This window comes from Roseibium album (assembly GCF_001404515.1).
GTDB lineage: Bacteria > Pseudomonadota > Alphaproteobacteria > Rhizobiales > Stappiaceae > Roseibium > Roseibium album.
Genome location: NZ_CXWE01000006.1, coordinates 411,304 through 430,232, shown reverse-complemented (window position 1 = coordinate 430,232; position 18,929 = coordinate 411,304). Strand labels below are relative to the sequence as shown.

Below are 18,929 nucleotides of genomic sequence, written 5' to 3'. Positions count from 1 at the left end.
GAAAGCTCTCACGTTCGGTTAATGCGCCGGGGCATCGCGGAGAATTGCCTATTCGATATCGCGCTCGCGAGCGGCTTGATGCAGCCGGTTGAAAATCTCGTTCAGCAACTCTTGCTGCCCAGGGGTAAGAGCAGCTTGCAGCCCTTCCGAATAAGCCAGGGCCTTTGGAATGATATCCTCGTAGACGGCGATACCCGTCTCCGTCAGCCTGAGGGTTTGTTCACGCATGTCGTCAGGGTTTTTGTCCCGTGCCACAAATCCGCGCTTTTCCAGCGCTGCAACCGCGCGGCTAACCTTTGTCTTGTGCATCGAGGTCGAGGAGCTGACATCGCGCGCCGTGACGACTTCATATTCGCCAAGCGTTGCTATCACTCGCCATTCGGGGATGCCGATGCCATATTTTTCAGCGTAGATCTTTGAAAATGACCGGCTTACCGTCTCTGCGAGATGACTGAGCTGATACGGCAGGAAGCAGTTCAGCTTCAGGACTGGCCTGTCCTTGGTTTCGCTGGATTCCGATACAGTAGTTGGTGTGTCGTTTTCTGACATGAGGTTTTGCTGCCTTCAGGACGTCCTTCCGCCAAAACGTATTGGCGGCAACGAATGCCGTTTTCCGGCCATTTTGTATCACTAGAGCCTTGTTAGTGAATACGGAGCTGCTCGACCCGGTTTTCCGGATTGCCGGTTGGGTGCGGGGAGTGCAGCGATGCAGTTGACCGCAAGCAGGGCACAACGACGTCCGCAGGCGTGATTACCGTGCCTTCGGTGGGACAATTCAGCCCTTCTCTGTCGTTGTGGTGCTTGCCAGGTACCCTGCATCGTGAAGCGCTTCGCGCCTCGGAATTCAGCCGAATTGGTTTCATCAAGTGAATCCGTGTTCTCAAAAAAAGCTCTGGCAAGTATAGCCATTCGAAATGTTCGCGAAAGACAGTGACAGCTACTTCGCAAACGTGCGGGAAGAGAAAGCAATTTTGACAGAGAGCTTGAGCCTTTGAAGTCGTGAAGTGATGTAAATTGCGGACCTATCTGTTGATAACGAGGCAATATTCAAGGATTTGGTGCGTGAAAAATTGCGAATCAGAGACGGAAACTGAGACGCTAAGGTCAACAGGAAGTTGGTGTATGGCAAGTCGAATGGTCCTGGAAGTCAAACAGATAGCTGGCATGAAAGCGAGGCCGCAATGACAAGCGATTCCAACAACGCCGAGGTCGTCCCCGGAGCAAATGCAAGGCTCGAGGAACTTGGTCGCGGTTGTTATGCTTTCAGTGCTGACGGATGTTCCAATACCGGTGTGATCATCGGTGAGCGGGGTGTCCTGATCGTCGATGCCCAGGCGACACCCGACCTTGCTGCAATCGTTCTTCAGAAAATCAGAGATATAACGGACAAACCCGTAAAACAGGTTTTGCTGACCCACTTTCACGCCGACAGCACGCTTGGCGCAAGTGCATTTGAAGCCGGCGAAATAGTGGCATCCGACTTGACCCGGCGCATGATGGACACCCGGGGCGCAGAGGAGATCCTGGTATCGCTGGATCGGCAACCCGCCCTGTTTTCCACGTTGCCTGCTGGCATGACAGTCAGCCTGCCGAGCATGACCGTCGCGTCGTCCATGTCGATCGATCTCGGAAGGCTCGATGTACGGGTGATGCATCTGGGGCGTGGCCATACGATGGGAGATCTTGTCGTTTGGGTACCGAAAACAGGTGTGCTTTATGCAGGCGATCTCGTTCAATCCAACGCTGCACCATATTGCGGCGACGCGCATCTTGCCGATTGGCCGAGAGCGCTCGACAGGATCATGGCCTTCCGGCCAACGTCGCTGATGCCAGGTCGCGGTCGGTCGGCAAAAGACGTGGCGGCTGTAGCTCAGGCAATCGAAAACACGCGCGACTTCGTAACAACACTGCGGGACGCGGCATCTGCATGCGTTGAGCAAAGCCTGGGCATCAAGGACACGTTTGCCGCCGTCAAGGACACGCTGGAACCGCAATTCGGATCCAGAGCTGATTTTGAATTGTCCCTGCCGTTCAATGTCGCGCGCGCCTATGACGAAGCCCTGGGCCTCGATCAGCCGCAAATCTGGTCACGCGAACGCTGCGCCGATCTTCAGGACGCCCTTGAAGGTTTTGTCGAGACATCACGGAGCGTTGCCGAGATCAGTCCGCAGCCAGTCGAGGAAGTCGTTGAGAGCGAAACGGATGTGAGCGAACTCGTTTCCGACAATGATTTTGCGGCCTCATTGTTGGACGGCCCGGGGGCAGAGGAACCCGGCGACGAAGAAATCCTCGATTTGTCCGCGGACGATATTGTCGAAACTGCAGACGAAGACCAGGATTTCGAGAACACGCTGACAGATCAAGGTGAATTTGAAGAGCCTAAAGTACTGCTGGAAGGTGTCCGGTAGCCCGAACAACCGCGACGGATCATGTCCGGGAGCAGCTTTGCGAATTGCGCGCGCCGAACGGCGCGCGTTTTGTTTGTGCAGAAGTCCTCAGGTTGCTTGATCAACCGGGCGCGATCCCCACATGTCAGGAAATTCAGCACTTGGAGGTTCTTTGATGCGTTTTCTCAATGCCGCAGCACTTGCGCTGGCCGCTTGCGTTCTAGGAGCTGGCACAGCGTTGTCGGCTGACGAGCCCGACCTGATTTTCAAGAAATCTACCGTTTGGAAACTTCTCACGCCCGATCACAAGCTGGCAACCTACGCGATCGACGATCCGCTTGTGGAGGGTGTTTCCTGTCACTTTACCGTCCCGGAAAAGGGCGGTGTTTCCGGATGGCTCGGTGTGGCGGAGGAGGTTTCTGACGTTTCTCTGGCCTGTCGTCAGGTCGGTCCGGTGACAATCAAGGAAGAGTTCGAGCAGGGCGAGGAAATGTTCCGCCAGCGTCGCTCGCTCGTGTTCAAGAAAATGCGCATCGTGCGTGGATGTGATGCCAAGCGGAATGTGCTGGTTTATCTGGTTTATTCGGACAAGTTGATTGAGGGCAGCCCGAAGAATTCAACGTCGACCGTTCCGCTCATGCCCTGGGGCGACAAGGAGCCGCCAAAATGCGGTGACTACGTGACGGACTGATCTGAACTGATTTGAAAAGATCTCGGCGTGCGTTGACTAGCCTGCGTCGAGCGTTTCCAGGTGCTTTGCGACCGGGATCTCCGCATCGGCACAGAAATGCTTGTAAAGCATGGCCATAACGTCTTTTACGGGCTCGCTGGCCAAACGATAATAGATGGTCGTTCCTTCGCGACGGGTCGACACGAGCCCCTGGGCGCGCAGCAAGGCAAGCTGCTGAGAAACGGTCGGCATGCGCATGCCGGTTACCTCGGCAAGTTCACTTACGCAGCGTTCTTCTTCCAGGACAAGGCACATCAAGAGCAGACGCGGTGCTGACGCCATCATCTTTAAAAAGTCAGCCGCGGATTCTGCTTTATCTTCAAGAGATTTATAGTCCATAATCCAACTCTGCCAAACACCGGGGAAAACTTCAAGATTGTGAGCAGGTCACATCTTGAAATTTGCAAGTTCTTTTATAACCGGCCCGCCACTGTGACAATGATGTTTCCATTGCCGCACCCCGTGCCGGTCACGAGACACATGCTTTTCTGCTGCATTTCGCTGCCGAAAGCCTTGGTACCGTCTGTGATCGCAATGATCGCGGCAAACGGACCACCGAGAATAAGGGCTAGAAAAAGGACGACAAAAAGGCGGTTCAACATGGGTGTCTCCTGATGACAATCTTTAGCGACTGTCCGGAGAGTATGTGGACCGGATTGAACCCATCCTGAGTGTCGTATTCAGCGTCCGTTCAGATTACTTAACGGTTCTGAAAGCTTATAAATTACAAAGCTTTATGTTCTTACAAGTTGTCTGTCATCGCTCTGCGAAGGGCTTTCAGGAGCACATCGTCCCTGTCGTAGATATCTTTCCGGAAATGCGTTGATCCGTCCTTGTTCATCCAGGCGGTCAGATAGGTCAGGTGAACTTCGACCGGTACACGGGGCTTTATGACGGTGCGTTTACCGCTGTCGCGGATCTGTTCCCAGTGGCCAGCCGTTGAATTGTTGTCAGCCAGAAGAATGTCTGCCAGCGCGAACGGGTTCGATGCGCGGATGCAGCCGTGGCTATAGGCACGTTCCGCGCGTGAGAACAGCGATTTGGACGGAGTGTCGTGAATGTAGATGTTGAATTCGTTCGGGAACATGAACTTGATCCGGCCGAGTGCATTGCCGTCACCCGGGTCCTGGCGCAGTCGGAAGGGAAAATTACCTCCCGAATAGCTGTTCCAGGCGACCCGTGTGGGGGCGATTTCACTGTCGTCCTGGAAAACCCGGATTTTCTTGCTGCTGAGCGCTGACGGGTTCTGTTTCAGTTTTGGGAGGTATTCCTTGGTCGCGATTGAATAGGGCACGTTCCAGAACGGATTGATTTCCACATATTCCAGTTGGTCTGAAAAAACCGGCGTTGCATGATAGGGCTTTCCGACAACAACACGCGTTGTATGGACCGTCTTGCCGTCGCGAACGACCTTGAGGTTCTGGTCGGCAAGATTGACGAAAACATAGAAATCACCGAGATCGTCCCGCATCCATCGTCGGCGTTCCATGTTGAGTTCCATCTGGATGAGCTTGTCCTGAATTGGAACATTCAGGCGGGCAAGCGTGTTTTTGCCGATGACACCATCGGTCGCCAGTCCGTGGTGGTCCTGGAAGGTCTTTACCGCCTCAACCAGGTCTCCATCATAGATGTCTCCTGAATGGTTGGAGGCGATCTGAATATCTTCTTCGATCAGTCGCTCGCGCAGGAACGGGATCCTGGCGTCCGTCATTCCGGGTTTCAGGACGTCGCCGTCCGGTACGGACGTGAAACCGCCAGCCTCCGCCTTTTCCCTGTACTGCGCGAGCCTGCGTTTCAGCCTGGCGTAGTTGTCGGACTGGGGCGGAAGGCTGTCGAGGAACGCGCTGAAATCGACAGCCTGCTCCGCGTTTTCGAAAAACGATTTCGGCTCCGGTCGGTCGGGGAAGAGGTTCAGGGCCTTGTTGATTTTGTTCGGCTGCACACGCCCTGACGACAGATGCGTTGCGTAGCGCAGGAACTGACGCGAAAGTTCAAGGTCGAACCGGGCCCATTCCTCGGGCGTTTTTGCTGTTTCGGTCTGCTGGGCCAGTTCAAGCGGGCCGTAGTTATTGGGATTGAGCGCATGTTCATTTGCACCGGCCATTGCGGCAATTGCCAGGTGCGCGTCCTCTTTGACACCTGTCTGGTCGAACCAGACCGGTGCAAAGACACGATGTTCGTAATACTGCTGCAGGCCGGTCGGGAGATCAGCCGGCATCGCATTCTGGATGGCGATCGCGATCGGAGTTTGCGGCTCTGTCGCTGCAAGGTCTGCTCCTGGTGGCGCGTCTGTCTGGCTCGCCGCCGTTTGAGCCAAAACCGCTGCAGGCGTTGTGAAAACGAAAAAGGCGAAAGCACCTGCCAATCCGAACCTGGCAGAAAGACGACGAACGGAACGCATCAAGACCATATGAACCCCCTCTGATTCCCGGCAGATTGAGTGTAGTCGATGTGACCTGAGGCGCCAACGCCACACCGTGGCCTTGTCGGAAGCGGAGAACAAATGCAGCCTTGACCGCGTTTGCGGTTCCGGTCCATAAAGCGGCCATGATGACGGCCACACGGAACATCATTTCGATCACCATTATTTGCAGCTAGCGACACCGCTGGCTGTGGCCGTTCCCTCTTGGCATGATTTTCCCTGAGACGGATCGCCCGGTCAGCCGGCCAGGAGACCGTTTGACATGAGCGCCGCTGAGACACTGAGATCCGGCACGAGCAAGGGCTTGAAGTTCACCAATACGTTGACCCGGGAAAAGGAAGACTTCCGGGCCATTGATGATGAGAACGTACGCCTTTATGTCTGCGGACCGACGGTCTATGACTTCGCGCATATCGGAAACGCACGGCCGGTCATCGTCTTCGACGTACTCTATCGGTTGCTGCGCCATGTTTACGGCCCAGGCCATGTGACCTATGCGCGCAACATCACGGACGTCGACGACAAGATCAACGCGAGGGCGTTGCGGGATCATCCTGACCTACCCTTGAATGATGCAATCGCAAAGGTAACTCAAAGGACCGCGGACCAGTTCCACAAGGATATCAGGGCGCTTGGCGTTCTGCAGCCTGATCACGAACCACGTGCTACCCAGCATATTGACGGTATGGTCAAGATGATCGGGCAACTGATTGAAAAACGGCACGCCTACCAGGCGGGCGGCGAAGTGCTGTTCGATACCGCGTCGATGCCGGATTACGGGGGACTGTCGAAACGCAAACTCGATGAGCAGAAGGCCGGAGCCCGCGTTGCTGTCGACAGGCACAAGAAAAGCCCTGGCGATTTCGTGCTCTGGAAATTGTCATCGGACGAGGAACCGGGTTGGGAAAGCCCCTGGGGAAGGGGGCGGCCAGGCTGGCATATCGAGTGCTCCGTCATGAGTGAGTATCACCTCGGACAGGTCTTCGATATTCACGGCGGCGGGCTCGATCTGATCTTCCCGCATCATGAAAACGAGATTGCCCAGTCACGCTGTGCCCATGGTACACGGACCATGGCCAACTACTGGCTTCACAACGGCTTCCTGCAGGTTGAAGGCAAGAAGATGTCCAAGTCCGAGGGCAATTTCTTCACCATCCAGGAGCTGCTGGAAACAGAAAACTTCGGTGGTCGGAAGTGGCCCGGCGAGGTGCTGCGTCTGGCAATGTTGATGACAAATTACCGCGAGCCGATCGACTTTTCCGTGCGCAAACTGGAAGAAGCAGAGAACCTTCTGTCGAAATGGCCGAAGCTTGTCGAGACGACCGCGGCCCCGGATGCCGATGTTGTCAAAATGCTCGCCGACGACATGAATACGGCCGGGGTTATTCAGGCATTGCACGCATTGGCGGTTGAAGCCGGCAAGGACCCGTCGGGACTTGCGACCTATTCTGCGACCGCCAACCTGATGGGGCTTGCGCCGGTCGAAGCGGATATGTCGGGTGTCGACGAGACCGCAGTCGAGGCCGCCGTGACCCGCCGTCTCGAAGCATTGAAGACGAAAGACTGGACAGAGGCGGACAGCATCCGGGCTGAACTGGCATCTCAAGGAATTCTTCTAAGGGATTCCAAAGACTCAGAAACCGGCGAACGCCTCACGACCTGGGAGCTCAAGCGATGACCGTGGGCAAACCTGCAAGCGGGCATGCCGGCGGCTGTCAGTGCGGGGCAGTGCGGTTTCGGGTTGATGGGCAACTGGGAACCGCCTCGATCTGTCATTGCCGGATGTGTCAGAAGGCCTTTGGGTCATTGTATGCTCCCCTCGTTGGTCTTCATGATGGTGCAGAGCTCGTCTGGACCAGAGGTGAACCGACACGTTTTCAGAGCTCGAACCACGTTGCCCGCGGGTTCTGTGCCAGGTGTGGAACACCGCTCACTTATGAGGCTCCGGGTGATATCGGCATCGCCATTGGTGCCTTCGATCATCCGCACGAGATCGTTCCGGTGGTCCAGTACGGTGTCGAGGGGAAACTGCCCTATGCCGACCGGATGCCCGAAATACCGGAAAGGCGCACAGAAGAAGACAGCGATGCGGCGGTATTTCTGAAATCCATCATTTCCAATCAGCACCCGGATCACGACACGGACGATTGGCCACCTGCGTAATGCGTCACAACATGAGAACAAAAGTCCCGGCCAGTTGCCAGGTAGGAAACGCCAAATGACCAAGGAACGCCTCTATCTTTTCGACACCACGCTTCGAGACGGTGCACAGACAAGCGGCATCGATTTTTCCGTAAACGAGAAGATTGTCATTACGGAACTGCTGGAACGGCTGGGCGTTGATTACATCGAAGGCGGATACCCGGGTGCCAATCCGGGTGACACGGAATTTTTCGGCGAAAAACGGACCAAACAGGCGCTTTTCACGGCATTCGGCATGACCAAGCGTGTGGGAAGGTCAGCGTCCAATGACCCTGGTCTGCAACAGGTTCTTGCCAGCCGGTCCGATGCCTGTTGTTTTGTTGCCAAGGCGTGGGACTATCATGTCGAGATTGCACTGGGCTGTACCAACGAGGAAAATCTCGATTCGATCCATGACACCGTGTCCGCCACGATTGCGGCCGGCAAGGAAGCGCTGATCGACTGCGAACATTTTTTCGACGGCTTCAAGGCCAATCCGGATTACGCCCTGGATTGTGCCCGGACCGCGTATCAGGCGGGAGCGCGTTGGGTGGTCCTGTGCGACACCAACGGCGGAACGCTGCCCGATGAGATCTATCACATCGTCACCAGGGTTCAGGAGGTCGTGCCGGGTGCGCATCTTGGCATTCACACCCATGACGACACCGGCCATGCGGTCGCCAATTCGCTGGCCGCGGTGGATGCAGGCGTGCGACAGATCCAGGGAACGCTCAATGGACTTGGTGAGCGATGCGGCAATGCCAACCTGATCACGCTGATTCCGACATTGAAGCTCAAAAACGCCTTTTCAAGCCGTTTTGAGATCGGCGTAAGCGAGGAGCAGCTCAAGGATGTCACGTCGATATCGCATGCATTCGACGAGATCCTGAACCGTTCTCCGGACCGGCAAGCTCCCTATGTCGGAGAAACGGCTTTTGCGACCAAGGCAGGAATTCACGCCTCGGCGATCCTGAAGGATCCCAAGACCTATGAACATGTTGCACCGGAGGTTGTCGGTAACCAGCGCAGGGTTCTCGTGTCCGATCAGGCAGGCAAAAGCAATCTGATGGGCGAACTTGCCCGGGTCGGGATTGAAGTCGACAAGTCCGATCCGAATCTCGACCGCCTGCTGGCACTCGTGAAGGAAAGAGAGGCGGAAGGTTATGCTTATGAGGCTGCCGACGCGTCGTTTGAATTGCTGGCGCGGCGGGAACTTGGAGAGGTGCCGCGCTACTTCGACGTCAATTCCTTCAAGGTGATGGTTGAGCGCCGCTTTAACGCGATCGGCGATCTCATCACAGTTTCCGAAGCGGTTGTGAAGGTTGATATCGATGGCGAGACACGCATGTCGGTCGCGGAGGGGAACGGACCGGTGAATGCGCTCGACATGGCACTTCGAAAGGATCTCGGAAAGTACCAGACGGCAATTGAGGGTCTGGAACTGATTGACTATAAGGTTCGAATCCTGAATGGAGGTACAGGTGCTGTCACGCGCGTGCTGATTGAAAGCCACGACACAAAGACACAGCGTCGCTGGTTCACGATCGGTGTTTCTCCGAATATTGTCGATGCCTCGTTTCAGGCATTGGTCGATTCCATCACATTTGCACTGCTGAAAGCCGACTTGGCCTGAGGCGCGCCAGAAAGGCAGAACAGATGTCCCATCCGGTTTCGGAAGCCGAAACCAGCGCACAACTGCGCCAGGGGCTGTATTATGGCCTTTCCGCCTACTGCATGTGGGGTTTCTTTCCGGCGTATTACAAACTCACGGATTCCGTTCCGGCCGATATCGTGGTGTCGCACCGTATCGTGTGGTCTGTGCTGTTCGTCGGCCTCTTCCTCTACTTTCGTGGCCGCTGGCAAGAAGTTGTCGAGGCCTTTCGCCAGCCGAAGGTTCTCAAGGGACTGATGACTTCGGCCGCATTCATTGGTGTGAACTGGCTGGTGTTTGTCTGGGCGATTGAGCAGGAGCGGGTGCTTGATGTTTCGCTTGGTTACTTCATCAACCCGCTGGTGAGTATTCTGGTCGGACTGATTGTACTTCACGAACGCCTGTCCCGCGGCCAGAAAGCAGCAGTTTTCATTGCCGCAATGGCCGTTCTGGTACAGGCGGTTTTGGCGGGAGGTGTCCCGTGGGTCTCGTTGATCCTTGCCTTTTCATTCGCCGGATACGGATATGTCCGCAAAGTTACACCGGTGAATGCCACGCCGGGCATGCTCGTTGAGACCCTGCTTCTGTTTCCATTTGCGGCAGGTTTTCTGGTGCTCAGTCTCGGTTGGGGAGCCGACGCGCTTGTACTGGACGATCTTCCCGTTCTGGCCGCGCTTGTTGGAACCGGGATCGTGACGGCCCTGCCGCTGGTCTGCTTTTCGGCTGCCGCCCGCAGGCTACCGCTCTTCATGCTGGGGCTCATGCAGTATATCGCACCGTCCATGCATTTTCTGATGGCGGTCTATATCTGGGACGAGCCGCTTGACCCGACCCGGCTTCTGACATTTGCGATGATCTGGGGAGCGCTGGTGATCTTCACATTTGACAGCTGGAATCGCAATCGCGTTGCGTCGTGAGACAAGAATCGCGCGGGCTCACCCCGTTGTCACCAGTTGACCGGGCCCTGTGCGTTTTGCCGAGTAGAGCCTCAGATCCGCCGCCTTGAGAGCTTCGTGGAGATCGCCGTCCAGCAGAGGCGCAACGCCGATACTCGTTCTGATGTTGATCGACAGGCCCCTGTGCTCGATGGGCGATGTCTCCACGTCATTGAGAAATGCCGACAAGCGTTCTCGCATCTCGCTTTCCGACTGGTCGCGCAGCACGACACAAAATTCGTCACCGCCCAGACGCGCAACGATATCGTTCTCTTTTGAAAGACTGGTCAGGTTTCCTGCAAAACGCGTTAAGACGGCGTCACCAAAATCATGTCCGTGATTGTCGTTTACACCCTTGAAGCCATCGAGATCGAACAGTGCAAGCCAGTTGCGGTCGTCATCAGCGCCAGACCAGGATTTGATTTCGCCCGCAACCTCTGCCAGCAAGTAACGCCGGTTATAGAGCCCTGTCAGGGAATCGCGCATTGCAAGGTTGTTCAGCTCTTCAATGCGGTAGATGTAGTCGAGGTTTTGAGAGATCCGGAGCAACAGCTCTTCGGGTGAACAGTGTTTGTCGACGAAGTCTGCGGCGCCGTATTTCAGAAAGCGGACCCGGTTGTCCGAGTTGGTGACCGCCGACATGCCGATGATGCCAACCTGCTCGGCGCTTTGGGATCTGCGGACGGCTTTCAAAAAGGCAAAGCCATCCTTTCCGGGCAGGAAGTAGTCGGCAAGCACCAGCTTGATGTCGCTGTTTTCACTCAGGCATTTGAGTGCCTCGTCGGTGCTTGCTGCCTTGTAGACCTTGTACAAATGCTTCATGACGATCCGCGAAATGGCTTCGCGCTCGACACCTGCATCATCCAGTACCAGGATGCCGATTTTCGGGTTTTTTGCCAATCGCCGGATCAGGTCCGCAACGTAGTTCAAGCTGCCTGGAGAATCCTTCAAGACGTAGTCGATCACGCCCTTTTGCAGCATCTTGCTGCGCGTCTTCGGGTCAAACCTGCTTGTAAAAACGATCGTCGGGATGTTTCGCTTTTCACATAGATCCACGATTTCACCGTCCGGGGCATCCGGAAGCGTCAGGTCCACAAGCGCCAGATCAGGTTCACCAATGGGCAAATTCAGGCAGTTTTCCGCCTCGGCGTAGCTACGCGCCACCATGATCTGGTGCCGGCCGACATCATGCAATTTCTTGACGATCGCCTTTTCAAAAAACGATGCATCTTCAACCAGGAGAGTAGTTTGCATGGAATGGTCCGTAGGCGGTGGCTTTTGGTCGAACGCGCAACCCCAGTGGCGGGGTCTCTGAGTGCCAGGCAGCAATTGCTGCAAGACCTGCTTTTCGAAACAGAATTTTGCTGCGGCCGGGTGGTGCCTTGTAGATGATCTTTTTCTTCGATTGGAAACTCAGAGTTCCGTTACCTTCGCGAAGTTTCCTGCTTGCTCGGTTTTCCTTTCGGAAACCGATTGCTGCAGCATGGGAAGAATATCTTCGATCTTCTTCGCCACAAGATAGGGGACTTCGGTGTCCGGCCGAATGTATCCCTGCGCCCGCATGTGGTCGAGCAATTCCAGCAAAGGTGACCAGAACCCGTTGATATTGGCGAGCAGGACAGGTTTCTTGTGCTGACCCAGCTGGGCCCATGTCATCATTTCGACCGCTTCTTCCAGAGTGCCTATTCCTCCGGGAAGCGCGATAAAGGCGTCAGCCCTTTCAAACATCAGATGCTTGCGTTCGTGCATGTCGTTCGTGATGACAAGATCTTCAAGAGAATCCAGCATGACTTCCCGTTTTTCCAGGAAGCGGGGAATGATGCCTGTAACCTTGCCGCCCGACTCCAGCGCGGCGTTGGCGACAGTGCCCATCAGGCCGACCGATCCGCCGCCGTAAACAAGACGCAGACCCGCCTCCGCGATGATCTGGCCCAGCCGTGTGGCCGCCGCTTCGTGGGCCGGGTCCGAGCCAAAGCTGGAGCCGCAGTAAACACAAACGCTTGTAAGTTGATTTTGAGAAACCGTATTCATGACGCAAAGATGTGGCATTCAGACTGCCATGAGGTCAAGCATTCTGTTTTAAGTCCCTTGGGATTCAAGCCGGATTTCTTGCCGTGCTCTCAAAAGGGGGCTATGGATGGGCGACTAAGAATATGTGACAGGGGCAGATGCTGCAGCTGACCGCGTAATGGACCGGGTCGCTCGCAAGCCTTCTGACGGGAAAAAAATGAACAAGCAGACAATGTTCCGGACTTTGATCGTGGCAGTGCCGGTAGGCGTGGCAGCGCTGGCAGCGGCATATTTTTACCGCGGATCCCTTCTACCGCCCGCTCAGGAAGCTGTTGAAGCCGCTTCTGCACCCGCAGTGGGAGAAGCCAAGACCGGCAAGGTCGAAAAGCAGACAACGTCCGTACCGATCGGCGTTGAGACTGGCGACAGCCAGCAGGAGCAGGAAACTTCCGCGCAAACAGACACACCCCAGGCGACTGAGCAGGCGCCGGTTGAAGGCCCAAGTTTTGATGTTGTCGGGGTCGAGCCGACGGGAGAAACCGTCGTGGCGGGACGTTCCGACGCGGGTGCCATCGTCGCTTTGACTGCCAATGGCGAGGTTGTCGGCAAGAGTATCGCCAATGAGGCGGGTGAGTGGACAATCATTCTTGAGGAACCGTTGAAGCCAGGCGACTATGACGTCGGGCTGGAAGTCCATGATGAAAAAGGCGATGCCATCGAGGAGTCAGGTCAGCGGCTTGCCGTATCTGTCCCTGAAGACGGTCAGGAAAAGCCACTGGTCGTGCTCAACGATTCCGAGGGGCCGTCTGATATTCTGCAAAAACCGAAGACGGAAATACAGGTTGCCGATGCTGACGCAACCTCAGAAACACAAGCTGTTGCAAACCAGTCCGCGACAGCCACGACAAGCAAGCGCACTGCAGACGGTGACGATACCGTTATCGCTGCCTTGCCCAAGACTGCCGTGGAGGACAATACCGGCGATTCCCGGTCTTCGCAGCCTGCCGAGCAGCAGCCTGCTCAATCGGAAGGTGGTGCCGATGGCCAAACCGCCGGAAGCGTCGAGGCAGGATCAGGCGCACAGGCACCATCTGTTGAGGTGGCAGCCGAAGAGCAACCTGCGACGCCTCGGAATTCTTCCGACACCGCCGAAGGAACCGGCGTTGCTGTCTTGAACGAAGGCCAGGCCGCGGCGGTTGATGAGAATGTACCCGGCCGGGAGCAGGCATCCGCAACGGGCACGGGGCAGGCGGTGACAACAGCACCGGAAAATGCAGAAGGTCAGGGCGGGGCACAGGCTTCGAATCCTGCCGGCACCCCGCAACCAAAGCCGGAATCGGAAGGTACATCGGTAACTGCGAGTGCTGGCAGCGCTCAGACCCGGACCGAAACAGCCGCTGGAGTAGGGAGCGGGACCGGTGTTCAGCAACCGTCGTCCAGCACGGCATCTGCTGACACCGTCACCGAATCGCAGCAACCTGCATCCTCTCCGGATGTAACGGTTGAAGCGGTCGAATCAGAACCGGACAAGGTCTACGTCGCGGGAACCGGAAAGCCGGGGTCCTCGGTTCGTGTCTATGTTGGCGAAGACTTTCAGGGAGAGGCAAAGGTCAATTCCAGCGGCAAATGGCTGGTCGAGGGCACCAAGAATGTTGCCGAAGGGAATGTGGAAGTCAGGGCCGACCTGATTGCAAAAGACGGAAACACTGTGGATGCGCGGGCAGCCGTGACCTTCGAAAAGGAACAGGACAAGCAGATTGTTCTGACCAAGGTCGTGGCCACCGGTGCGGGCAGCGGGCAGGGGAGCCAGGGCGCGGACGTCCAGAAGTCTCTTCCGGTCGTCATAATCCGCAAGGGCGACAACCTGTGGCGCATTTCGCGGCGGCTCTATGGTGATGGTGTTCGTTATACGACGATCTACCAGGCGAACCAGGACCAGATAAGAGATCCCGACCTGATCTATCCCGGGCAGGTGTTCCTGACCCCGGAAGGTGATCTGAACTGGCCGGACAGGAGCAGTGGCAACGCCAACAGAGGCTAGGCCGCACTCTGGGCGATGAAGTTGAAATGGCAGGGAGCCCTGACGGGTTTCCTGCCGATCTCCTTTAGCCCCTTGTTTTTTTATCCATTCATCGCATATCTACGATAAGACACGAACGCGTGAGCGTGGGAGCAGGCCGATGAGCGAGACGGAATGTCCGTCGACAAACGACAACAGGAAGTGCCTGTCGAATTGTGAGGAGCTCGCCGCAATCTTTCGTGCGCTCGGCCATCCGGCGCGCATTGCAATCATCAAGCAGCTGGCCACGCAGGAAGAGGCTTGCTGCGGCGAGATCGTAAATCATCTTCCTCTGGCTCAGTCGACCGTCTCACAGCACCTGCAGGTACTCAAGGATGCCGGACTGTTGATCTGCGATGCCCGGGGCCGAAATTGCCACTATCTCTTGAACCGCGAGAAACTGAAGCGGGCGGAGCATTGCTCGAAGGAATTCTGGCAGGATCTCAATTCTCTGAAACCGTTGCCCTCTGACGCTGCCGTGCCGGTGACACTCAAAAAAGACTGAAGAAATGGACTGCCGTTCGCGGTCCTGGAGATAACGTTTGACCGATCAATCAGCCACCTCACCGCAAGGCTCTGCCGATGCGGCTGCAGGCAGCCAAAGTTCCCATTCTCAAAAGGTCGTCAGCGCGGACGAGGGCAGCACGTTTGAGACACTTTCCAATCTCTGGCCGTATATCTGGCCTTCCGATCGTCCGGATCTCAAACGTCGTGTTCTGCTCGCTGTTTTCGCCCTGATCATCGCAAAGTTCATTACGGTTCTGTCGCCCTATTTCTTTGCCTGGGCAACCGACGCATTGACGGGCGAAACCGCCGGACTTCCTTCCTTTCTGGTCGCCCCGGTCATGCTTGTGCTGGCTTACAACGCAGCCCGTGTCCTGGCGGTCGCCTTCAACCAGTTGCGCGATGCGCTTTTTGCGCGGGTCGGGCAACATGCCGTGCGCCAGCTCGCGATCATGACTTTCCGGCACTTGCACAGGCTTTCCCTGCGATTCCATCTGGCACGCCGCACAGGCGGTCTCAGCAGGGTTATCGAACGCGGGGTCAAGGGTATCGAGTCGATTGTCCGCTTCACGATCCTGAATGGCGTTCCCACCGTATTCGAATTCGCCATCATGGCGGCTGTCATCTGGTACCAGTTCGGTTTCTTCTATGTCGTGATCGTGGCAGTGATGATCGTTGCCTATGTCTGGTTCACCATCAAATGTTCGAACTGGCGTATCGAAATTCGCCGGGAGATGAACGACAGCGATACAGAAGCCAATTCCAAGGCAATCGACAGCCTGCTGAATTTCGAGACGGTCAAGTATTTCGGCAACGAAAAAATGGAAGCTTCGCGCTTCGACGCCTCGATGGCGAAATACGAAACGGCCGCGACAAAAACCTGGACATCACTTGCCTGGCTCAACCTGGGTCAGACGGTAATACTCGGTTTCGGCATGGCCGCCTGTATGGCCCTGTCGGCAAAGGCGGTGATGACCGGTGAGCAGAATATCGGTGACTTTGTCCTGATCAACGCGCTTTTGATGCAGATCTCCATACCGTTGAATTTCATCGGTTTTCTCTATCGTGAGATCCGGCAGGGGCTGGCGGACATAGAAGCCATGTTCGACCTGTTGCTGGTTCCTGCGGAAATAATGGACAAGGAGAGTGCAGAGCCGCTGAAGGCTGTTGCTGGAAAGATTGTCTTCAAAGACGTCAAATTTCACTATGACGCCGACCGTCACATCCTGAAGGGCATCAATTTCGAAGTGCCGGCCGGAAAGACGATTGCCATTGTCGGCCCGTCGGGGGCAGGCAAGTCGACCATTTCCCGGTTGCTGTTTAGGTTCTACGACGTGACGGACGGAGCAGTGGAAATCGACGGCCAGGATGTGCGAGACGTCACGCAGGCGAGCGTTCGCGATGCCATTGGAATGGTGCCGCAGGACACGGTGCTCTTCAACGATACCATCGCCTACAACATCCGCTACGGACGGCCGGAAGCCACTGATGAGGAGGTTCGTGAAGCTGCCCGAATGGCGCAGATCCACGACTTCATCGAAAATCTGCCACAGGGTTATGCGTCTGAGGTCGGTGAACGCGGGTTGAAGCTATCCGGTGGTGAAAAACAGCGTGTCGCGATTGCACGGACGATCCTGAAATCGCCGCCGATCCTTATTCTGGACGAGGCAACGTCTGCGCTCGACACGCACACGGAGCGTGAAATCCAGTCCGCACTGGATCAGGTGGCGCGAAACCGGACTACTCTCGTTATCGCGCACCGCCTGTCGACGGTTGTCAATGCGGATCAGATCATTGTTCTGGAGGCCGGCCGGATTGCCGAACGCGGCACGCATACCGAGCTGCTGGACAAGGACGGTCTCTACGCATCCATGTGGGCGCGTCAGCGTGAAGCCGACGAAGCGGAAGAGCGGTTACGGGCCGCTCGCGAAAACGATGATCTGGGGATCGTGACGAGAGGTCAGACTGCGGACTATGTTCCCGCCAAATAACGGCGTTGGGGAAGGGGTGGCCTGGGCCACCCCCCGGAAGATCAGTCAGGCGTTGACCTGCTGACGGAACGAACCGATCTTCAGGGCAGCTTCTGCCGCTTCACGGCCTTTCAGCACAAAATGTTCCCTGTAGATTTTCGTGTGATGATCCGTTTCCTGGAAGTGGTGTGGGGTCAGCGAAACAGACAGGACCGGAACATCTGTTTCAAGACCAGCCTGCATCAAACCGCTGACCACCGCCTGAGCGACGAAATCATGCCGGTAAATGCCGCCGTCGACAACAAGGGCAGCCGCAGTGATAGCTGCGTACTTTCCAGTTTGCGCAAGATTTTTCGCGGCAAGCGGCATCTCGAACGCACCAGGCACGTCAAACACGTCGATGCTGTCCGCGGGGATGACCTGCTGGAAGCCGACGAGCGCCTGGTCGACGATATCGGAGTGCCATCCGGCTTTGATGAAGGCATATCGGGTGTGTGTCATTGATGATCTCCCTGGTTCGCGACACGTCACCCAAGGCGATCACATACGACACGGACGGCGAATGCCGTCTGAGCGCAGTTTCTCTTTCATCCGGACTTTGACCGTCGGCTCAGGATTCTCACCTGATCTGCTTGACCCTTCCGAATGGAAGGCGCTCGCGGGCTTGCAGCACACTGCTTACCGCCGGTGGGGACTTCCACCCCGCCCTGAGAATGCTGCTCTTCTGGCAGGCAGCAGGTCTCAAGGCAAGCGCCGAATGAGAAAAATGGTCTTACGTTTTGTTTATTTGCACCAGTGTTGTCACTTCCGGTGAGGTTGACTGGACAAGTCGGTTGGGCAGGCAATCCGGTATCCGGGTGGAGCAGGCCCCCATCAGGCGGCATGCCGTCGGTTCGAGACCCGGTCATTCGCAGGTTCCGCGGAACTGAACCCGGCAACTCTTTTGGTTTTTCTGCCCGGAATAACGTGAAAGAGAAGTCCCGACAGGGCGCTTGCAAAAGCGCGCAACTCCCGATGCCGGGCGGTCCGGGCACGTTCTTCGTAGATGTCTCCAGTATGCATCATGACAGGCTCCTTTCGTTTCGTGAGCCTGTTTTCTCATATTGCAAGGTTTCGAAGAATTGGGGTAATCTGGAACATATCTTTCGAAAGTTTCGAATAATGCGACTTGACGATCTGAAATTTTTCAAACGTGTGGCTGAACTCGGCAGCCTGTCTGCGGCTGGCCGGGAATTCGGCTTGTCTCCCTCAGCTGCCAGCAGTCGCCTGAGCAACCTGGAAAAGGAACTCGGTTCCCAACTGGTTGCCCGCACAACCAGGCGCACGGGACTGACAGAGGCCGGTCAGGTCTTTTTGCGCCATACCAGCAACGCACTGGGTGAAATGGATCGCGCCCGTGCACTGATCGACGCCGCGGAAGATACGCCCCGCGGAATGTTGCGCATGTCGCTCAACGTATTCTTCGGCCGTAAACACATTCTGCCTTATCTTCCTGAATTCAGGCAACTTTATCCGGAACTCAGGCTGGAAGTCGACATGACCGACCGGATCGTGGACCTGGTGGCGGAAGGTTACGATATGGCGATCAGGGGAGCGCCGTTGCCGGATTCCAGCCTGATTGCAAGAAAGCTGGGTGGAAACCCGAGAGTGCTGTGTGCCAGTCCCGAATACATAGCGAGAAAGGGAGCGCCGAAGACACCGGACGATCTGCGCAACCACGACTGTGTTGGCTTTGACCCGATGCCCGTCTGGTATTTCGAGGGCCCTGAAGGGGAAATAGGTTATCATCTCGAGGATCCGGTAATCTCCGGAGATAGTGGCGACTTTGCCTATGACGCGGCCATCTACGGGCTTGGCCTGACCGTGAAATCGCTGGCACATGTTTGGGAGGACCTTCGTGACGGTAATCTTGTCGCGGTGATGGAGAACTATCCGATTTCCCGCACCGGCAACATTTATGCTGTCTATCCGCCCGCCAAGTTCATTCCACCGAAAGTCACCGCACTGGTTGATTTTCTGATCTCGAAATACGGCAGACCGGCCTATTGGGAAACTGAATACCGGGAAAAATAGAGAACTC

18 protein-coding genes and 1 riboswitch are annotated in these 18,929 nt (G+C 56.2%); of the genes, 10 read left to right on the top strand and 8 right to left on the bottom strand.

Going from position 1 to position 18,929, the window contains the following annotated elements; genetic code table 11:
- Positions 1 to 48: 48 nt before the first annotated feature.
- On the bottom strand, positions 49 to 549 hold the full coding sequence (locus LA5095_RS21725) for a MarR family winged helix-turn-helix transcriptional regulator (protein ID WP_055118695.1): 501 nt from the start codon (positions 547 to 549) through the stop codon (positions 49 to 51).
- Positions 550 to 1,181: 632 nt separating this feature from the next.
- Here LA5095_RS21725 and LA5095_RS21720 point away from each other — a divergent pair.
- On the top strand, positions 1,182 to 2,408 hold the full coding sequence (locus tag LA5095_RS21720) for an MBL fold metallo-hydrolase (protein ID WP_055119048.1): 1,227 nt from the start codon (positions 1,182 to 1,184) through the stop codon (positions 2,406 to 2,408).
- 154 nt (positions 2,409 to 2,562) lie between these two features.
- The gene (locus LA5095_RS21715; protein ID WP_055118692.1) at positions 2,563 to 3,078 is read left to right on the top strand and encodes a CreA family protein; all 516 of its coding nucleotides are present in this window, start codon (positions 2,563 to 2,565) and stop codon (positions 3,076 to 3,078) included.
- Between the two features lie 36 nt (positions 3,079 to 3,114).
- Here LA5095_RS21715 and LA5095_RS21710 read toward each other — a convergent pair whose 3' ends face one another.
- The 3 genes from LA5095_RS21710 to LA5095_RS21700 form a co-directional block, all read right to left on the bottom strand.
- Positions 3,115 to 3,456 carry an ArsR/SmtB family transcription factor gene (locus LA5095_RS21710; RefSeq protein ID WP_051645446.1) on the bottom strand — a complete coding sequence of 114 codons (342 nt, stop codon included), beginning with the start codon at positions 3,454 to 3,456 and terminating at the stop codon, positions 3,115 to 3,117.
- A gap of 74 nt (positions 3,457 to 3,530) precedes the next feature.
- On the bottom strand, positions 3,531 to 3,719 hold the full coding sequence (locus LA5095_RS21705; RefSeq protein ID WP_029066496.1) for a hypothetical protein: 189 nt from the start codon (positions 3,717 to 3,719) through the stop codon (positions 3,531 to 3,533).
- Positions 3,720 to 3,859: 140 nt separating this feature from the next.
- Positions 3,860 to 5,527 carry a L,D-transpeptidase family protein gene (locus LA5095_RS21700; protein ID WP_208992807.1) on the bottom strand — a complete coding sequence of 556 codons (1,668 nt, stop codon included), beginning with the start codon at positions 5,525 to 5,527 and terminating at the stop codon, positions 3,860 to 3,862.
- A 274-nt stretch (positions 5,528 to 5,801) separates the two neighbouring features.
- On the opposite strand from LA5095_RS21700, the gene cysS reads away from it, so the two are divergent.
- From cysS to rarD, 4 genes are read left to right on the top strand one after another with little or no spacing between them, the layout of a single operon-like run.
- Positions 5,802 to 7,217, top strand: a complete 1,416-nt coding sequence (gene cysS, locus LA5095_RS21695; RefSeq protein ID WP_055118690.1) for a cysteine--tRNA ligase — start codon at positions 5,802 to 5,804, stop codon at positions 7,215 to 7,217.
- Positions 7,214 to 7,702: a GFA family protein gene (locus tag LA5095_RS21690; protein ID WP_055118689.1), complete on the top strand. Its 489-nt coding sequence runs from the start codon at positions 7,214 to 7,216 to the stop codon at positions 7,700 to 7,702. Before cysS ends, LA5095_RS21690 begins: the two co-directional genes overlap by 4 nt.
- Before the next feature lie 55 nt (positions 7,703 to 7,757).
- Positions 7,758 to 9,353, top strand: a complete 1,596-nt coding sequence (cimA, locus tag LA5095_RS21685) for a citramalate synthase (RefSeq protein WP_055118688.1) — start codon at positions 7,758 to 7,760, stop codon at positions 9,351 to 9,353.
- Positions 9,354 to 9,376: 23 nt separating this feature from the next.
- The gene (rarD, locus tag LA5095_RS21680) at positions 9,377 to 10,288 is read left to right on the top strand and encodes an EamA family transporter RarD (protein WP_055118687.1); all 912 of its coding nucleotides are present in this window, start codon (positions 9,377 to 9,379) and stop codon (positions 10,286 to 10,288) included.
- Between the two features lie 18 nt (positions 10,289 to 10,306).
- Here the strand turns inward: rarD and LA5095_RS21675 are convergent, their stop codons facing one another.
- Positions 10,307 to 11,560 carry a GGDEF domain-containing response regulator gene (locus LA5095_RS21675; protein ID WP_055118686.1) on the bottom strand — a complete coding sequence of 418 codons (1,254 nt, stop codon included), beginning with the start codon at positions 11,558 to 11,560 and terminating at the stop codon, positions 10,307 to 10,309.
- A gap of 159 nt (positions 11,561 to 11,719) precedes the next feature.
- Entirely contained in the window at positions 11,720 to 12,355 is a 636-nt protein-coding gene (locus LA5095_RS21670) for an LOG family protein (protein WP_235808857.1), read from the bottom strand.
- A gap of 178 nt (positions 12,356 to 12,533) precedes the next feature.
- Between LA5095_RS21670 and LA5095_RS21665 the strand changes: the two genes are divergently transcribed.
- The 3 genes from LA5095_RS21665 (at position 12,534) to LA5095_RS21655 (ending at position 16,870) form a co-directional block, all read left to right on the top strand.
- Positions 12,534 to 14,357 carry a LysM peptidoglycan-binding domain-containing protein gene (locus tag LA5095_RS21665; protein ID WP_055119045.1) on the top strand — a complete coding sequence of 608 codons (1,824 nt, stop codon included), beginning with the start codon at positions 12,534 to 12,536 and terminating at the stop codon, positions 14,355 to 14,357.
- A gap of 139 nt (positions 14,358 to 14,496) precedes the next feature.
- Positions 14,497 to 14,880 carry an ArsR/SmtB family transcription factor gene (locus LA5095_RS21660; RefSeq protein ID WP_055118682.1) on the top strand — a complete coding sequence of 128 codons (384 nt, stop codon included), beginning with the start codon at positions 14,497 to 14,499 and terminating at the stop codon, positions 14,878 to 14,880.
- A 37-nt stretch (positions 14,881 to 14,917) separates the two neighbouring features.
- A complete protein-coding gene (locus LA5095_RS21655) occupies positions 14,918 to 16,870 on the top strand; it encodes an ABCB family ABC transporter ATP-binding protein/permease (protein ID WP_055118680.1) in 1,953 nt (650 codons plus the stop codon).
- Between the two features lie 45 nt (positions 16,871 to 16,915).
- Here the strand turns inward: LA5095_RS21655 and LA5095_RS21650 are convergent, their stop codons facing one another.
- Both LA5095_RS21650 and LA5095_RS21645 read right to left on the bottom strand, forming a co-directional pair.
- Positions 16,916 to 17,350, bottom strand: coding sequence for a 6,7-dimethyl-8-ribityllumazine synthase (locus tag LA5095_RS21650; RefSeq protein ID WP_055118677.1), 435 nt, complete (start codon positions 17,348 to 17,350; stop codon positions 16,916 to 16,918).
- A gap of 74 nt (positions 17,351 to 17,424) precedes the next feature.
- A riboswitch (FMN riboswitch) is annotated at positions 17,425 to 17,568 on the bottom strand.
- 154 nt (positions 17,569 to 17,722) lie between these two features.
- Positions 17,723 to 17,914: a hypothetical protein gene (locus tag LA5095_RS21645; RefSeq protein ID WP_055118675.1), complete on the bottom strand. Its 192-nt coding sequence runs from the start codon at positions 17,912 to 17,914 to the stop codon at positions 17,723 to 17,725.
- 96 nt (positions 17,915 to 18,010) lie between these two features.
- Between LA5095_RS21645 and LA5095_RS21640 the strand changes: the two genes are divergently transcribed.
- Positions 18,011 to 18,922 (top strand): LysR family transcriptional regulator, encoded by a 912-nt coding sequence (locus tag LA5095_RS21640; RefSeq protein ID WP_055118673.1) that lies wholly within the window; start codon positions 18,011 to 18,013, stop codon positions 18,920 to 18,922.
- The last annotated feature ends 7 nt before the right edge of the window (positions 18,923 to 18,929 follow it).

Bases quoted from the DNA above. Each gene is read 5' to 3' on its own strand.
- LA5095_RS21725 (WP_055118695.1), bottom strand. From the start codon at position 549: ATGTCAGAAAACGACACACCAACTACTGTATCGGAATCCAGCGAAACC.
- LA5095_RS21720 (WP_055119048.1), top strand. From the start codon at position 1,182: ATGACAAGCGATTCCAACAACGCCGAGGTCGTCCCCGGAGCAAATGCA.
- LA5095_RS21715 (WP_055118692.1), top strand. From the start codon at position 2,563: ATGCGTTTTCTCAATGCCGCAGCACTTGCGCTGGCCGCTTGCGTTCTA.
- LA5095_RS21710 (WP_051645446.1), bottom strand. From the start codon at position 3,456: ATGGACTATAAATCTCTTGAAGATAAAGCAGAATCCGCGGCTGACTTT.
- LA5095_RS21705 (WP_029066496.1), bottom strand. From the start codon at position 3,719: ATGTTGAACCGCCTTTTTGTCGTCCTTTTTCTAGCCCTTATTCTCGGT.
- LA5095_RS21700 (WP_208992807.1), bottom strand. From the start codon at position 5,527: ATGGTCTTGATGCGTTCCGTTCGTCGTCTTTCTGCCAGGTTCGGATTG.
- cysS (WP_055118690.1), top strand. From the start codon at position 5,802: ATGAGCGCCGCTGAGACACTGAGATCCGGCACGAGCAAGGGCTTGAAG.
- LA5095_RS21690 (WP_055118689.1), top strand. From the start codon at position 7,214: ATGACCGTGGGCAAACCTGCAAGCGGGCATGCCGGCGGCTGTCAGTGC.
- cimA (WP_055118688.1), top strand. From the start codon at position 7,758: ATGACCAAGGAACGCCTCTATCTTTTCGACACCACGCTTCGAGACGGT.
- rarD (WP_055118687.1), top strand. From the start codon at position 9,377: ATGTCCCATCCGGTTTCGGAAGCCGAAACCAGCGCACAACTGCGCCAG.
- LA5095_RS21675 (WP_055118686.1), bottom strand. From the start codon at position 11,560: ATGCAAACTACTCTCCTGGTTGAAGATGCATCGTTTTTTGAAAAGGCG.
- LA5095_RS21670 (WP_235808857.1), bottom strand. From the start codon at position 12,355: ATGCCACATCTTTGCGTCATGAATACGGTTTCTCAAAATCAACTTACA.
- LA5095_RS21665 (WP_055119045.1), top strand. From the start codon at position 12,534: ATGAACAAGCAGACAATGTTCCGGACTTTGATCGTGGCAGTGCCGGTA.
- LA5095_RS21660 (WP_055118682.1), top strand. From the start codon at position 14,497: ATGAGCGAGACGGAATGTCCGTCGACAAACGACAACAGGAAGTGCCTG.
- LA5095_RS21650 (WP_055118677.1), bottom strand. From the start codon at position 17,350: ATGACACACACCCGATATGCCTTCATCAAAGCCGGATGGCACTCCGAT.
- LA5095_RS21645 (WP_055118675.1), bottom strand. From the start codon at position 17,914: ATGATGCATACTGGAGACATCTACGAAGAACGTGCCCGGACCGCCCGG.
- LA5095_RS21640 (WP_055118673.1), top strand. From the start codon at position 18,011: ATGCGACTTGACGATCTGAAATTTTTCAAACGTGTGGCTGAACTCGGC.